Origin of the sequence: Paenibacillus sp. BJ-4 (assembly GCF_020404765.1) — a bacterium.
In the GTDB taxonomy this organism is placed as follows: Bacteria; Bacillota; Bacilli; order Paenibacillales; family Paenibacillaceae; genus Paenibacillus.
Window position 1 is genome coordinate 1 of sequence record NZ_JAIVEM010000087.1, and the last position, 17675, is coordinate 17675.

Annotated in this window: 2 protein-coding genes; both read right to left on the reverse strand. The window is 47.4% G+C overall.

Features of this window, described 5'->3' with window-relative positions; all coding sequences use genetic code 11:
• Positions 1–5898: SDR family NAD(P)-dependent oxidoreductase (locus LCF57_RS14625; protein ID WP_226001345.1), on the reverse strand; the 5898-nt coding region annotated here is incomplete at its 3' end.
• On the reverse strand, positions 5891–17668 hold the full coding sequence (locus LCF57_RS14630; protein ID WP_226001346.1) for an SDR family NAD(P)-dependent oxidoreductase: 11778 nt from the start codon (positions 17666–17668) through the stop codon (positions 5891–5893). The genes LCF57_RS14630 and LCF57_RS14625, both read right to left, overlap by 8 nt.
• Positions 17669–17675: the final 7 nt, after the last annotated feature.

Genomic DNA, 17675 nt, shown 5'->3' on the forward strand with positions numbered 1-17675 from the left:
ATCGAAATTCCCCTGTGCCGCATGCGGCGGCAGGGCTTGTACCCGCTCTGGCAGGGCTTGTACCCGCTCGGTCAGCCCCGTCCATTTTAAGCACCCCGGGGAGTGATCGGACACCAGATACTCCGCCAGTTCCAGCAAGGTCCGGTATTCATAGAACAGCGTCTTGGAAAGCTCCCCAAAGATATCCCCCAGCTTCTGGTTCAGCTGATTGATCATAATCGAGTCAATGCCATAGCTCTCCAGAGACTCTTCCCCATCAATGCTGTACACACGCATTTTGGTAATGTCGCCAAACATAACCTTGAGCTGGTGCAGCGTCTTTTCCTTCAATAGTTCCGTGTCAATAGATGAAGCCGAAACAGCCGGAGCAGCAGGCGCACTTGAAGCGTCCCCTTCCACTGGACGGGGCAAGCGGCCCTTGCAGGTTTCCAGCAGATCGTCTGCCAGGCTGCGGAGGGTCGGATATTCAAGAAAGATGTCATAGGTCCAGTCGAGTCCATACGCTTGGTTCAATTCGTTAACCAGTCCGGTCAGGGCCACCACATCCAGCCCATAGTCATTCCACTCTGCATCAGGGTCAATGTCCTCGGTCCCCGTTTGCAGCAGCCGGGCGACTCTTCTTATGCAATCCTCCCGCACTTGCTCCGGCAAAGCTCCCAGATCGTGATCTTCTGTAAGGCTGGGAGCCTCTGTTTCCGGCCAAGCTGGAGATTCCGGCAGAAATTTTTCCTTTAACCGTACCGGATTCCCCTCCATGACCATGACCCGGTCACTTCCGGAGGCAAAGGCATGGTATAACGCCTGAACGCCGGTCTCTGTCCGCATGGGGGCAATCCCGAAATCCTTCATCATCACCTTCTCGGTCTCTTCATCCACATGCATTCCGCCCTCTTTCCATAAGGGCCAATTGACGGAGAGTGTCCGTCCCTGGCGCTGCTTTAACAGCACCAGGCTGTTCCGGTAGCCTGCATAGGCATCCATGAACGCATTAGCCGTAGCATAATCCGCCTGGCCGACATTGCCGACAGCCCCGGCCATGGATGAGAAGAAAATGAAGAAGTCCAGCGGCAAGTCCCGGCTGGATTCATCCAGGTTGACCAGTCCGCTGACCTTGGGAGCCATCACGGCTTGCAGGTCTTCTTTAGTTTTTCTCAGGATGAAATTATCCCGTATGATTCCTGCGCTGTGAATAATTCCGTGGAGGGCTCCGTAATCGTTCCGAATATCCCGAATTAGAGCCGCCACTTCCTCTTTGTGGACCACATCGACTCTCCGGTATTCCACTCGCGCACCGGCGGCCTCAAGCGCCTTTAACGCAGACTGCTTGTCTTCGTTAAGCGGGGATCTGCCGGTCAGAATCAGCGTCGCATGCTTGGCTTGACCGGCAATTTCGCCGGCAAATATAAGCCCGAGGCCCCCTGCGCCCCCCGTAATCAAATAGATTCCATGGTCCTTCCATAGCGGCTTCACTCTGGATGCTCCCGCGCTGATTTCACTCCAGACAGCCACCCGGCGCTTTCCGTCTATATATTGAACCTGCTTATCCGCCAGGCTGCGGCTATTCTCATTCAGCTTGGCTATAAGACTTCCTGTATCTTCTCCCGGTTCTACTTCAATAAGCTGCCCCATAACCTTGGGATTTTCAAACTGCGCCGTATAAAGGATCCCTGACAGAGCACGGAATAGCTGCTGCTGGCCCCGGGCTGGGGCTACAAGCTGCAGAAGCGCCTTTTCCTTGGGCTTGGCCTTGAGGATACTCTTCACTTCGTCAAATATCTGTGCAGCATACTCCTGGAAGCGTTGGTCCAGTTCTCCTTGCGCGGATTGTAGAACCAGGCATTGGGCTTCCGGCATGTTGCCCTCCAGATCCTCGCGCGAAATACCGCTGATTTCACAGAGTACTACCAGGTGGCGGCTGTAGCCAGAATCTCCAGCTCCCTCTAAGGCCGCTTGCTCTTTCCAGCCGGGCTTTAACATAAGCAGCGCATCGGAAGCCGGGGGAGCTGCTGCCGGTTGGATATCCAATCCGGCTACTCTGATCGAGAACCTTCTTATGCGCACACATACCTTGCCTTGCTCATCACAGATATCAATATCAAATTTCCGTTCTCTTCCTCCTGCTTCATCATTGCCGCTGCACCGGATCAACGCCCACATTGCAGAAGAACAGTTGCCGAAAATCTCAAGCTCCTGAAGCGCATACGGCAGGACATAACCTGCATGAGCTTTGCCGTCATAGGACTTAGCGGTACTTTCCATGAACACGATAGCTGCTTGTAATGCGGAATCGATCAAGCTGGGGTGAAGAATGAACGGATGCTGTGCGCTTGCGGCTGAAGTAGATAACGCCATCTTAACAAGCGCTTGACCGGTTCCCATCCATAATGTCCCGATCCCCCTGGCTTTGGCCTGGTCACGCTGGCCGGATGATAAATCACCTTGCTGACACTGTTTCTGTATGGCCTTAATGTCTAAAGCCGGAGCTTCGGTATCCGAATTCAGGAATGAACTTCCCTGGCAATGCAGAACCGGTTCAGAACCAGGCAGCCCGGGTGCAGTATAAATTTCATAGGCAATCTCGCCATTATCCTCAGGGAAAAGCCCGATATGCACCTGAACGGGTTGTTGTTGAACATCAACAGGTTTGGCCCAAATGACATCCTTTAGCTTGATTCTGCTGTTATCCTCCCTAATACTGCTTGTAGCCTGGTCTACCGCTGCCCTTGCCATTTCCAGGTAAGCCCCGATCAGCAATGTGCTGCTCCCCGCCGTCTGCAAATCCTCCAGAAAAAATTCCTTCCCGGTAAAATTTGAAGTGAAACGCTGTTCAGCAAGATCCGAAGTATTTTGATGCAATAAAGGATGGATCGCCGTTACAGCATTTGAATCTATCGGCGTTCTTACCAGCTTGTCCTCAAGCTCCGGCACCCAAAAACGCTCTCTTGCAAAAGGGTACGTCGGTAAACTGATACGTTGAGGCTTTATTCCGCCATACAGAGACTCCCACTCGATCCTATGTCCAGTAACCCAATGCTCCGCTATTTTCATATAGTCTCTTATGCCGGCCCATTGATTAATTAAGGTTGGATAACTCTGATCGGCATCCGTTACACCTTTGCTCTTCTTCACTTGTCCCTGCAAGTATCCATCCATTTCTTTCCTGCCGTCGATAAAATGCTGTAATTTAATCATCAGCGCGGAAACATCCTGTACTACAAATGCTGCCCGTTCTTCCATATTCTCGCGTCCGACCTGTAAGGTATAAGCCAGGCTGTTTAAGTTGACCTCGCTATACTTCAAGAACTCAAGCAGCTTCTTGGCATACGCTTGCAGACGTTCTTTATTCTTGGCAGAAAGCAGGATAATCACAGGGTCAGAATGGTTATTCACCGCCCCGGTTGTTTGCTGGGGAACTGCTTCAGGAACGTATTCCTCCAAAATAACATGGGCATTCGAACCTGTAGCGCCAAAAGAACTTAATCCGGCTCTTCTGGGATAAGCTGCTTCTTTTCCGTTTTTGTTCAATACAGGCTGCTTCCACTCTTCATTTCTACGCTGTATGTAAAACGGAGACTGTTCAAAATGAATATGTGTATTTACTTCTTCAGCATGCAAGGACGGTACCAGCGTCTTGTGGTAAAGCTGAAGAGCAACCTTGATCAAACCGCTAATCCCGGCTGCGGATTCACTGTGCCCGATATTTGACTTCACCGATCCGATCGCACAATACTGCGTTTCCTCCGTATATCGCCGGTAAGCCTTCATCAGACCTTGAATCTCAATGGGGTCCCCCAGAGAAGTGCCTGTCCCATGGGCCTCTACATAGCTGATAGTTCTGGGATGGATACCCGTTTTCTTCAAGCATTCCGTGACGACATCTGCCTGAGCGACCGGACTTGGAACGGTAATTCCGCTCACCGTACCGCCATGATTAACAGCGCTGCCCTTAATGACGGCATAAATATGATCTCTTGCCTGTATTGCTTTGCTCAGCGGCTTTAATATAACCGCACCGATACCTTCTCCTGAAACATAGCCGTCCCCCTCATTTCCGAAAGTACGGCAATAACCGTCACTGGAATGGAAATCCATCATTCCATAAGCTATATATTTATTAGGATGAAGTAACAAGTTTACTCCACCCGCCAACGCAACTTCACATTCGCCGCGCTGGATGCTTTCCAGGGCCAGATGTACAGCAGTAAGTGAAGAAGAGCACAAAGTATCTACTGCCATGCTTGGCCCGTGAAAATTACAGAAATAAGAAACCCGGTTCGCGATTTGTCCATAGTTTAACGACAATGGAAATACGCTCCCCCGCGCCATCGCCTCAGCGCCAATCAAGGAATAATCCTTGTGCATGACCCCGACAAACACCCCTACAGGGTGTCGTTTAACCTCGCCAGGCGTCATCGCTAAAGTGCTCGCAGTATATCCCGAATCCTCAATCGCTTCCCAGCAGGTTTCCAGAAACAACCGTTCCTGCGGATCTAACGTTTTCGCCTCCCGCGGCGTTACTCTAAAGAACTGGTGATCAAAGCAATCCGGCTCATCAATAAATCCGCCCCATTTGGAGATGTTTTTACCTGAAGGCGATTTTAGCTCCTTGAATTCCTCCCAATTCCAGCGGGATTTCGGGATTTCACGGATGCAATCCTTTCCCTCTTTCAAGTTATCCCAGAATTCTTCAATATTCCTTGATTGGGGAAAGCGTCCTGCCATGCCTATAATCGCAATATCTTCCTCGGCCTGCCCCTGATTCATCTCCTGTATTCCGCTATTAAATTGGCCTATGGGCGCGGCGCCCTTCTCTGTAAAGTATGCAGCCAGTTCCGCAATTGTCGTGTACTCAAACAATACGGTCGGGGCTAATGCCAGCCCAAAAGCCTCTTCAAGGTCTTTAACAACAGCCAGCAATTGCGCAGATTCCAGCCCCAACTCATAGAACCCTATGTTTACGTCAATCTCAGACGCTTCCCATGCAAGGTATTTGGAAAAAATCTGACTTAACCGCTCCTGCACTGATCCTTGATTTCTATTGATCTCTTTTGGCATGGATGGATTGATTTGGCCGTCAAATCTTACCCGCTTGGTAGTTAAGCCGCGCAGTTCGCCAATTTGTGTTCCTTCCGCATTGAAGAACAGAATATCCATCACGCGGATCTCTTTGCCTGAATGGCCGGAAGATAAATGAACCGTAGCATAGCAGCGGGTGCGTAAAGGTTCTTTGCAATAAAAAGCTTCATAATATAAAGGGATATATAACTCTTCCGCAGCGCTATTTCCGTCTTTCTCGATTAATGCTTCCGATGCCAGTCCGGTACCGTCAATGAGTGTAGGGTGAAAAAGATAATGTTCTGCTTCGCTACGGTAGTCCGCACCTACATCCACTATTACAAAACACCCCGGATTGGTCAGATAAATTTCAGCATCGGCTTTGATCATCCCCGTATGGACCAATCCTTGCGCTCTGGCCTGCTCGTATAGGGTTTCAATGTTTAAATACCGTACAGCCGTTCGCTGCATTGCTTCTATATTTATATAGTTATCAAGCTTTACTTCTTCCTCATGCAATTCGGCCGTAATATACAATTTCTCTTGAAGCGGATTCCCGTGTAGATCCGTCTCTGTTCCGTTAACCGACACATCCCAGTAGCTTGCATTCTTGTTAAAAGAAATCTTCAGTTCTACCGGCTGGTCTTCACGTACAATCAAGGGATTGAAAATCGACAGCTTTTTTAAGCAATGCCTTTGATAATCCAAGCCCAGCGATTGCTTCGCCAGTTGGTATAACATATCAATATAGGCTAAGCCAGGCAGTAACGGCTGTCCCTTAACCAAATGATGCTTAATAATCGGATGCGCAATCGTGATCAACGTATTCAGTGTTTTATTCATAGTAGTCGCCCCACACATTTGTTATATTTCGCTCCTTTCGTTGGCTTGCATCCTGCGGTTTGCCGGCTATTACCAGTTCCTTCAAAGAAGTTCTGCCATTGCTTATCGGAAAATATTTCTTATCCATTGTTGGAGCCGTCTTAGGGAAAAGGTATTGTCTGTAATCGGCATGAGGCACAAATTCCTCTATAATCACATGGCAGTTTGTACCGCCGTCGGGAAAGGAATTGAGCGCCGCAATCCGTTTCTTTCCGGCATCCGCCCGCCAATCTATAGTCTCCCGGTTAAAGCAGATACGGGAAGCGGAAAAATCATAGTAATCGAAAGGCGTTAAAGCAGATAAGAACGGTGGAATTTTTTTATGATGCACACTTAATACACAACGGATAAATCCGGCTAACCCGGATGCTAATAACAAATGCCCGATATTCGGCTTAACCGATCCGATACAGCATAGCGGCAAATCCCGTCTGTTAAGGCTGTAGACTTCAGACACGGCTTTAATTTCGATTGAATCAACGACAGGCGAGCCGCCCCCGTTGACTTCGATGTACCCGATGTCCCTGGCTTGCACTCCGCTTAATTCCAGCGCGTCCTGCATGACTTGCTTTTGAGTAAGGATATTCGGTGAACCGGGACCAAGTGTTTTGCCGTCATTATTAACGGAGATTGCCTTGATAACGCCGTACACATGATTGCCGTCCCTTATGGCATCATCAAGCCGCTTGAGCAGGACAACCCCTGCGCCTTCTCCCAGCACCTCTCCTTCAGATTGCTTGTCAAATATATGAAACTCGCCATTTTTGCTTAAAATATTCCGGGCCGCAAGCATGTCATGGGCAAGGGAATCCGTCTGTACGCTGACCGCTCCGACTAGAGCCATATCCATTCTCTTGGCCCGCAAAGCATCGGCGGCAAGGAGCAGACCGGATATTCCTGATGAACAAGCCGTATCAACGATCATGCTGGGTCCTTTGAAATTGAAAAATTTCGAAATATTGGCCGCAATATAGTTTTGGCCGATTCCCAAAATGGGGTTCGGAGCCTCAAGCACCGTCTCCAGGTCCGCTACAGGCTGCGACCGTCCTCCAATATAAACCCCTGTCTTGTGTCCTGATAATTGCTTGTGATCGTATCCCGCATCATAAACGGCCTTTAAGCTTTCTTCCAAAATAATCCGGGCTTGCACATCCATAATGGCCGCATCATGTTCATTAATATTGAAAAATTTCGGATCAAACCGCTCCGCATCTTGAATCCATCCGCCGTAATATACAGGGCTGTCCTCAGATTGCCAGCGTCTCTCGGTTAATGGCCGGATCGCGCATTTCCCTTGCGCCAGCAAGTTCCAATAGTCCTCCTTCGTGGGAGAATCCGGAAACCGGCAGGATATTCCGATCACGGCGATATCCTCCGTTGTATTGGCCTGATCCGTTACGAAAGGACTCTTTATGCCCGTATCCGCTTCGGATGTTTCGGTTTGAGAATAGGCGATATTTGGCGTAATGCGGGTTTCTCCAAGACTGTTTTGTAAAGCTTCGGAGTGGTTGGAAACAAAGTAATCCGCCAATGCCGCTATTGTGCTATGTTCCAGCAGTAAGGACGGCGTAATCGGCTTATCCACCTTTTGCTGCATCGCTTGCGTTAATTGGGCCAATGTAATCGACTCGACCCCATAATCACTGAATGGCTTATCTTCATTAAGCTGATCTTCCTTTAGCTTTAATTCCGATGCCAAAACAGACCGCAGCCACTTAACAACAGGCTCTCGCAAACCACCTATTCCCCCTGTAGGGGGACTTTCTGATTTTCCCTTCCGATCATGCTGAGGCAAGCGATCTTCTTCTTTCGCAGATTTGATCTCAGCTTTCAGCATCAAGCCGCTTGCGAATGTGCTCGAATCCGCTTTACAGGGAATGCTGACAGGATACGGACTGCTCTGCAAATAATCCAGAAACCTTATTCCGTCTGCCGTTCCTAAGGCCGAGATTCCCGTTCGGGTGTAAGCGGGTGTGCGCATTACCCCTGAAGCCATTCCCGTCTCACTCCAGGCAGGCCATTGAATGGATTGGAAATATGCCTTGCCCTCTCCGTGTTGATTCAGCACATAATAATCCATATATGCATTTGCTGCGGCATAATCACTTTGGCCGGCTGCCAGCGCCGGTACAACCCCGGATATGGATGAAAATAAAACAAAGAATTTTAACGGCTCGTTTTCAACAGCTTGGTGCAAGGTAACAAGCCCTTTTATTTTCGGCTCGCACACGGCTGCAATATCGCTCAGCTCTTTTTTATAGAAGGCAGGATTGTTGCTTGCAAGCCCGGCACAATGGAACACGCCCGTTACAGGGCCTAAATCTCTATGAACCTTCCGTAACAGGAGGCGGAGACCCTCCAGATTAGTTAAAGAGGTATGATCATAGAGAACCTTTATCCCCTGGTCCATCAAATATTGCATGGCCTTTAGCTTTTCTTTCAGCTCAGACTTTTCTTGACTTTCCAGCACCGCTTTCCACCGGGACGGCTCAGGCAGCTCTTCTCTGCCCATAATTACCAGATTTTTAACTCCCTGCGAAGCGATATGTCTGGCAACAGCCGCGCCAATTCCCCGCGATCCGCCTGTAACGACAACAACATCTTGGTCTTCAACCTTTGCAGTGGCATTAATCCTTTCCCATGCAGCATCCTCCACAGGGTGAGATTTCAGCACAGGCATATACCGCTTATCGTTACGATAGCAACATTCTGTCACGTTCTCCGTATTCTTATTTAAAAACTCCATTTGAATTTGTAGGGCAAGCCGATGATTCTCTTGAATTGAACAATCCGTATCCATCGTCATACTTTGAATTTGACTGTACTCGGCACTCAGCATGCGGTAGAATCCTGCCAGGCGTGCGCCGTTCATGGTCGTTATTTTAGTGTCCAGGTCATTTAAATTATAAGTAATTTGTAAAAACTTACAGTGGTCATTCCTGTGATTCTCAATGATTTGTTGCAGGAATTTGATCTTGCCGAGTTCTACATCCAAAGATCGCTCATATTCACTATCCAAGGCCGAAATATCAATTACACCCAGTATTCTTTGATCAGGAATGGCTTCCTTTACCTGTTGATAAAGGCGTTCGCCTGCCGAACCGGAATAGAAGTCGGTAGTTATTCCTCGCAAATACGGATTTCCGCCATGGATAACCTGTACGATCCGAATGTCCCGATGATCTTTAAACAACGTAAAAGCCAGTTTCTCCGTAGCCGATGTTCCTGCTACAATAATGATCCCTTCACTCGCATCCCTGTGCGGTTCAGCACTTTGGGGACTCCAATCTTTCACCAGAACCATGTTCTCCGTATATGCGGACGGCGCAGCCTCAGAAGCAACCGGGTCTTGTATTCCGCCGGGAACAGGCTTCACTGTAGGCATCCAATAACGTTCCCGGGCAAAAGGGTAGGTTGGCAGGCTTATGCGTTTAGGTCTAACGGCAGCATATAATTTATTCCAATCAAAATCGACTCCGTTAACCCAAAGCTCCGCAATTCTTTCATATTTTTTGCGCTGGACCCATTTATCCATAGCCTCCTGTAATTCTTCATCTGCTGCGAAAATGGATAAAGCCGCTTTATTGCGTTTAATCTGCCCTTTATATACCGCCTCAACCTCATTCTGATTTTCAATGAATGCCCTCAGCTTGCTCTGAAGCTCATGAACAGAACCGGCAATAACAGCCATTCTCTCTTCCATTGCTTCACGCCCAACCTGAAGGGTATAAGCGATAGATGTCAGGTCATCATTCGTGAATTGCTGTTCCCCGATAACGGCTAACAATTGCTGAACCCGCTTGGTAAGCTGTTCTTCATTCTTTGCCGACAATACAATAATTACTGGTTGTGTGATTAGAGTCTCCTGCCGGTTTTGTTCTATATATTCTTCTACAATGATATGGGCATTGGCCCCTCCGGCACCGAAGCTGCTTATTCCGGCACGTCTTGGAATTTCCTTTCCGTTAATCACCGGATGCTCCCAATCAGCAAGCTCTTGCTGCACTACAAAGGGTGTATGGATAAAGTCAATATTAGGGTTTAATGTTTTAGAATGCAGCGACGGCGCTAATTTTTGAAATTTAAGTTGAAGCAATACTTTGGTTATTCCTGCGATGCCGGCTGCACTTTCACAATGCCCAATATTTGATTTTAATGATCCAATAGCGCAGAACTGCGTATTATCTGTATATTCCCGGAATGCTTTGCTTAACCCGGAGATTTCAATAGGATCGCCCAAAGAAGTTCCGGTACCATGCGCCTCAATATAGCTGATTGTGCTTGGGTCAATTCCTGCTTTTTTATAAGCCTGATTGACTACTGCTGCTTGCGCGTTCGGATTAGGAACCGTATATCCGTTTGTTTTTCCCCCATGATTAATCGCCGTTCCTTTAATAACCCCATAGATATGATCTCCGGCCTCGATGGCTTTGGAAAGTGGCCTTAGGATTACTGCGCCAACACCTTCACCAGGAACATACCCGTCCCCGCCCTGCCCAAAGCTTTCACATCTGCCCTTGCTGGACGCAAATTTCCCCTGGGCAAGCGCCAGGTATTTGTTGGGATGAATGGAAACATTCACACCTCCTGCAATCGCCAGCTCACATCCGCCGGTTTGTAAGCTCTGGCAGGCTAAATGTATGGCCGTCAAGGAGGAAGAACACATGGTATCGACAGCCATACTTGGACCCTGGAAATTAAAGAAATAAGAAATTCTATTCGCTATTGAGGATATATTCCCCGGAAGAGCAATGGGTCTGCCCTGAAGGGTTTCCTGAACGCCATACAACTGGTATTCTTCATACATGGCTCCGACATAAACTCCGACATTGCCTTTCAAGCCAGAATCCGCAGCTGCATGTAAAGCTTCTCGGGTATACCCCGCATCCTCCAAAGATTCATATACACATTCTAAAAACAAGCGTTCCTGCGGGTCCATCATTTCAGCATCCCGCGGCGATATATTAAAGAACAGGGGATCGAACTTATCTACATCTTCTATAAAGCCTCCCCATTTGCTGTAGGTTTTTCCAGGCTTGTTCTTGTCTTCATCAAAAAACAAACGGTGATCCCACCGGTCCTTTGGTATTTCTGTAATGCAGTCCTTGCCGTCCCTCAAGACTTCCCAAAATTCCTGTACTGTCCTTGCTCCAGGGTAACGTCCCGAAACACCGATAATGGCAATATCCAACGCATCTGTTGTTGTCGCTTGCGGGGATTCAGTATGAATATTGGCAAAACGTTGATGTCTACGGCTTCTAAGAGTCGTTTCCGAAGTCTTCGTCACTGTTTCCAGCCTAGTGGTTTCAGACGGCTTCGAACCGGAATTCTCCGTATTCCCATTTATTTCGAGTAATTCCGCCATTTTATCTGCATAGGATTCAAGGAAATAGTCCGTTAATTCCTGAATGCTCTGATATTCAAAAAATAGTGTTTTTGACAATGAACCGAATGTTTTCTCTAATTCATTTGTCAGCTGCATAATCATAATGGAATCTATGCCATACTTCTCCATTTTGGCATCAGCTTCTATCCGGTATGCAGGCAGCCTGAGTACAGATGAAAGCACGGTTTTAAAGTAGTTTACCGCTTTCTCCTTCGCCACGCTTCCCAGATTGCCCCTATTTTCTATCTGCTGCTCTCCGGTATAAAGCGCTTCTGAGGCGCCGGCACTGATATTATTCCCCTGCAGTGCAGCACGCAGCCGGTTGAGGTCGCCGTGCATGACTACTAGCTGGTCTCTGCCGGAGGCTAGACCCTGATACAACATCCGGATACCCGCTGCCGTATGCATGGGGGCCAAACCCATTCTTTCCAGCATAATCTTCTCGGATTCCTGATCCACCTTCATCCCTCCATCTTTCCATAGAGGCCAAAGAATGGATAATGTCTGTCCAGAGCGCTGCTCTGCCGCCACCAGTTGATTTCGGTATTTCGCATAAGCATCCATAAAAGCATTGGCAGCAGCGTAATCAGCCTGACCAAGATTCCCCATAAGATCAGCCACAGAAGAAAATAGAATGAGGAAATCCATGTCAATGTCTTTACTTGCCTGGTCAATATTAAACAGCCCTGTAACTTTGGGTGCTAATACCTCTTTTAGCTCTTCTTTGGTCTTCTTAATGATGAAGTTATCCCGAATGACCCCTGCACTATGAATGATGCCGTTAATATTTCCAAACTTATCCTGAATACTTCGGATTAATCCGGCAACAGCATCCTTTTGCGTGATATCTGCTTGCCTATATTCTATGAACGCTCCTGATTCCCGCAGCTTTGCAAGTTGGGCTGCCTTGTCCGCACGGAGTGGGGATCTGCCTGTTAATATTAAGTTTGCGCCCTGAACACGCTGGGCAATTTCTTCGGCAAAGATCAAGCCAATGCCTCCTGCGCCGCCAGTAATCAGGTAGGTGCCATTATCCTTCCATGGAATATGGACTTCATCATTTACTGTATCCAATTCTTTCAAGTCTACAGCCCATCTTTTACCGTTTAGATATCGAATAGGATTATCAAAGCTGCCTCTGCTATTCTCAGTCATCTGCTTCACTAATTCTTCCGGTTTGTCCCAGGCTTCAATTTCAATCAACTGACAGGAAATTTTTGGATTTTCCAATTGGGCCGTCTTTAATAATCCGGACAGACCGGATAAGAGCATTTGTTCGTTGTTAAAGGAAATGACGACCTGAATCAATACTCTGCTTGTGTGTTTTGCTTTTAAAATACGTTGTATTTCCTCAAACAGCCGTACCGTGTAGGCTTCAAATCGTTGGTCAATAGCTTGGTCTTCAGAATGCAAGACAATAAGCTGTGCTTGATCCATCCCAGCTTGAACCGTATGAAGGATAGCTTCTTCGGGTTCACAAAGCACCACCACATGCTGGGCGTACTTGATCTTTAGCCCTTCAGGCTCAATAGGCTGCTCTTTCCAGTAAAGCTCAAGCATATGAGTCTCTGCCGGAGCCTCACCATACGCCTGATCTTCTAATACTCTTAACGATAGCCCCTTTATTCGCACACAAACTTTGCCGTCCTCATCCAGCAGGTCGATATCAAGCTTTTGCACCTTCTTCTCAGGCGTTTTACTGCCAATATGACGGATATAACCCCACATATTAGGACGGCATCTTTCGAAAACCTCCACCTCGTCGAGCGCAAAAGGCAAGACGGCCTTCCGATCACCGGAAAGCAAGGTTAAGCCTATCGATGCCTGCAAAGCCGAATCCATTACGCTCGGGTGGATCACAAATTGATCCTTGGTGTCCATTACGCAAGCGGGCAAGGACAGCTTCGCCAGGACTTTACCTTCACCCACGTATAAAGCTTCAATCCCCTGATGTCCCAAGCCATAGTCAATGCCCAGCTCTCTATACGCCTCATAGCATTGCCCGGCGGAAAAGCGGTTCTCACTGCACATAGCCTTCAAGGCCCCAATATCCAGCATTTGAGGGTGTACAGCCGGACTCAGCACTATACTGCCCTGGCTATTTACGCTATACCCGGGATCATCATTAGAAATATTGCTGTATATTTCATAGCCAATCTCCCCATTCTCTTCTGGAAAAAGAGAGATATCTACCTTCACAGGGCTGCTGACTGCAACAACTGGCTGCGCCCAAACCATGTTTTTTATCCGTATTCTATTATGGCTCTCTTCCGAGGCGCCTGTAGCCTGCCTTGCCGCTTCCCGGACCATTTCAATATAGGCAACCCCCGGCAGGATCTTCTGTCCGTTGATTATATGATCGCTAAGGAAGAACTCCTCACCTGTAAAGGCCGAGCTAAACCGCTGCTCCGAAAGATCCGAAGTATTCTGATGCAGGAGAGGATGAATGAACGCTCCAGGTACAGGAGTGATTTGACTGCCACGCTTAACTTCCGCCTCGGGTATCCAATAACGCTCCTTGGCAAAGGGATAGGTTGGAACGTTCATCCGGCGGGGCTTTATCTCGCCGTACAGCTGATTCCAGTCCATGCTCAAACCCTTTGCCCATAATTCAGCAAATTCTTTTTCCTGAGAATCCTCATCCGGTGCAACGCCATAGCAATTTTGAATCTGGTCTTTTCCTTCCGTAAAATCTTTTAATTGTTCAATCAATCCCTGAATGTTATTGGCTACAAATGACACTCTCTCCTCCATTGCCTCGCGTCCGACCTGAAACGTGTAGGCCAAATCTTCGAGATGAATCTCTGTATTAAATTTCATTAGAAATTTAAGCAATCTCAGAGCATAAGCATTTAATTGTTGCTTATTCCTTGCCGACAGCGGAATGATCGCCGCCTTACCTTGAGTTAGACCGGCAGCCGCTCCTTCGACCTTATGATGAGGAATATATTCCTCAACTACCACATGGGCATTTGCGCCGCCAAAGCCAAAAGAGCTGATCCCCGCCCGTCTTGCGATCTCCTGCCCGTCTGAGTTGGTCAGTCTCTTCCACTCTTTCACGCGGTCTACAATATATAAAGGGCTCATACTCAGCGGAATATAGGGATTCAGCTTGTTAAAGTGAACAATACCCGGCAGCATGCCTTTATTCATGGATAGAAGAACCTTTATAAGTCCGGCTATGCCAGAGGCGGATTCGAGATGGCCGATATTGGTTTTAACGGAACCTACGCCACAGTAGGAATTGAGGATATGGGGATTAACCTCTTTAAATGCCTCCTGAATGGCCTGAACCTCGATAGGATCACCCAAGGAAGTTCCTGTCCCATGGGTCTCAATATAACTGACCGTTTCGGGCGGGACGTCGGAATCTTTATACGCCGCCTTAATAAGCTCCTTTTGAGCATTGAGATTTGGCGCTCTTAATGAGCCGGAATGTCCATCATGGTTGATCACCGTTCTTTTAATGATTCCGTAAATGGTATCCTTATCTTCCACGGCCTGGTCGTATGCCTTGAGCAATACGGCGCCATACCCTTCCGCCCTTACAAATCCGTCTGCCTGCTCGTCAAAGGTTTTGCAACGTCCGTCTTTTGCCAGCATTCTTCCTTTATGGCAGGCGCGGTAGACCCGGGACGTCAGGATAAGGTTAATGCCTCCTGCAACGGCCAGACTGCATTCTCCCTTGTGAATCGCTTCTGCGGCATGGTGTACGGCTACTAACGAGCTTGAACAAGCCGTATTGACCACTTCACTTGGACCATGAAAATTGAACCAGCGCGAAACCCTGTTTGCAATCATACTCATATGAAGCCCCGAATCGAGGTAAGCCCCGTAGGTTTCCATAAGCTCAGGCTGTCTTAGAACCAGCTCTGCATAATCGTTATAATGAACACCAATAAAAACGCCAACGTCTTGTCCGGCTAACCGGGCAGGATTGTATCCGCCATCCTCAATGACAGTCCAGGTGAACTCCAGACATTTTCTCTGCTGAGGGTCCATACTCTCCGCTTCCAAAGGCGAAATGTGAAAAAAAGGAGCGTCAAACATCTCCACATCTTTAATAAAGCCCCCCCATTGCGGAAAAGAATCCTCTAAATCTCCGTAATAGGCTTCGAAGTCTTTTAAAATACCCGGACGGCTTTGCTCAATCGGAGTGATGCAATCGGAATTTCCAATGATATTATCCCAAAAATGTTCTAAATCAACAGAGCCCCCCGGAAAATCACAGCATACCCCAATGATCGCAATATCCCCTTGATTGGTGTTTCCGGAAACGGCGACTGGTGAATCGCTTGAAGCCCTAACCTGTGCAATAGCTTGAGCTTCAGATGTCTCTCGAACAGGCAAACCATCTATTTGTGTTAGAATATACTTCGCCAAATCCTCAAAATCTACATGCTCAAACAATCTGACAGTCTCAAATTGAATATTGAAAATTTCTTCTATCTTCCTGGAGATCTGTACGTACTGGACGGAATTCATCCCTAGTTCAAATAACACGGTTGTCTCTTCCAGTGCGGCAGGGTCCAAGTCAAGGATCGGAAGAAATACCTTCTTCTTCAAAGCTTCAATCATTTCGTCAGTCTTGACTGCTGAGACTTCTTGAACCTTTATTGGAGCGGTATGAATCCCCCGCACATATTTATGAATTACTATAAGCTCATGATTCAGATAGAGATTGCGGCAGGCTTTCTTTTGAACTTTGCCGCTGCCTGACTTTGGAATGCTGCCGCTCTGAACCAAATCGATTTCATAGATTTCAACGCCATGGGTTTCAGTCACGACGCGAATAATATCTTTCACTATTTTTTTACACTCGGATTCGCTAACGGGTGCTTCAAGCTCTTGAACGACCACCACTCTTTCCTCCTGCCCGATTTCACAAGAGAAGATTGCTATTGAAGCAGCAAGCTCCGGAAGATTTTTCTTGACCGTCCATTCCAGATCAATGGGGTGATGCTTTTTGCCGCGAATGACCATGACCTCTTTTTCCCGTCCGATGATATAGAGGTGATTGTCTTCAATGAATCCAATATCCCCTGTACGGAAGAATCCGTCCTCCTTCGTATCATCCAAAATTGCAGAAAAGCTTTGTTCCGTTTCCTGCTCTCTGTTGAAATACCCCAATCCCACACCGTCAGATTTGATCCAGACCTCGCCAATCTCTCCAGGCGAGCAGGATACACGGGTTTCAGGGTTGGCAATGACGATCTTTGTAGGCTTCTCAATCTCTCCGCAGCTTGAGACAGACCTGCTCTTGCCCGGATTATCGCTATATTTAACTTTGCCTTGATCCAAACAGTCAACATCCAAATTCAAATAGCGGACAGGTTCGCCTGGCTTGATGCTGACAACAGGACACACTTCTGACAGGCCGAGAAGAGGACAAAAGACGTTCTCCCTAAGTCCTATACTTTTAAACTTCATATTGAAGCTTTGGTAAGCTTCCTCTCTTATGGGCTCCCCCGCACAAATAATCGCCTTGATCGAAGCCAGGGAGAGATTTTTTACAGAATCAAGGTCTATTGATGAGCAGCAATACTCAAAAGCGAAGTTTGGCACAGCGGTATGCGTAGCCTGATAGCGGTCAATGGCTTCAAGCCAGGCTTCGGGGTTTTTAATAAACCGGCTTGGGGACAAAATTACACTGGAAGCTCCATGTAGAAGCGGGACTAATATATTATTGTGAAGTCCAAAGGCATGGAATTGGGGGAGCCAGGAAACCATACGTGTATCCTGGTCTATTCTCCACTGATCTGCTCCGGCTTGAAACATCAGGTTCTTATGACTGATCATAACACCCTTAGGCTGGGATGTAGAACCTGAAGTATAAATCAAAAGGGCAAGATCCCCCGGATTATGGCTTTTTTCCTCGGTAATAGTAAATCCATCCCATGCCGTATCATCAACATTCAACATAAATAATGAACCAAAATTCGGGTTTTCTTTAAGAACCCCCATAAAATATGTATTTGTTATAATGCATGACGCTTGAGAATCTTTTAAGATTAGCGATAGCTTCTCCAGGTCCTGGGCTTTAACAACCGGGTCAGTAATTGGTGCAGGTATCGCTACAACATTGGCATACCAGCATGCCATAATACTATAAATATATTCTAATCCTTGCGGCAATATAAGAATTGCTTTTTCGGCCGGTACCATCTTTGATTGCAAGGCACTGCCTACAGTTCTTATTTTATTTATTAAGGTTTGCCCATCAAGGAAATTAGGAAATTCATTTTTATCTTGATAAATAAACAGCTTTTTATCGGGATATTTATTACATACTTCGAAAATTCGAGAAACGTATGAAGTGTTTTCCGGACCCTTTTTTTGTTCCATAAACTCT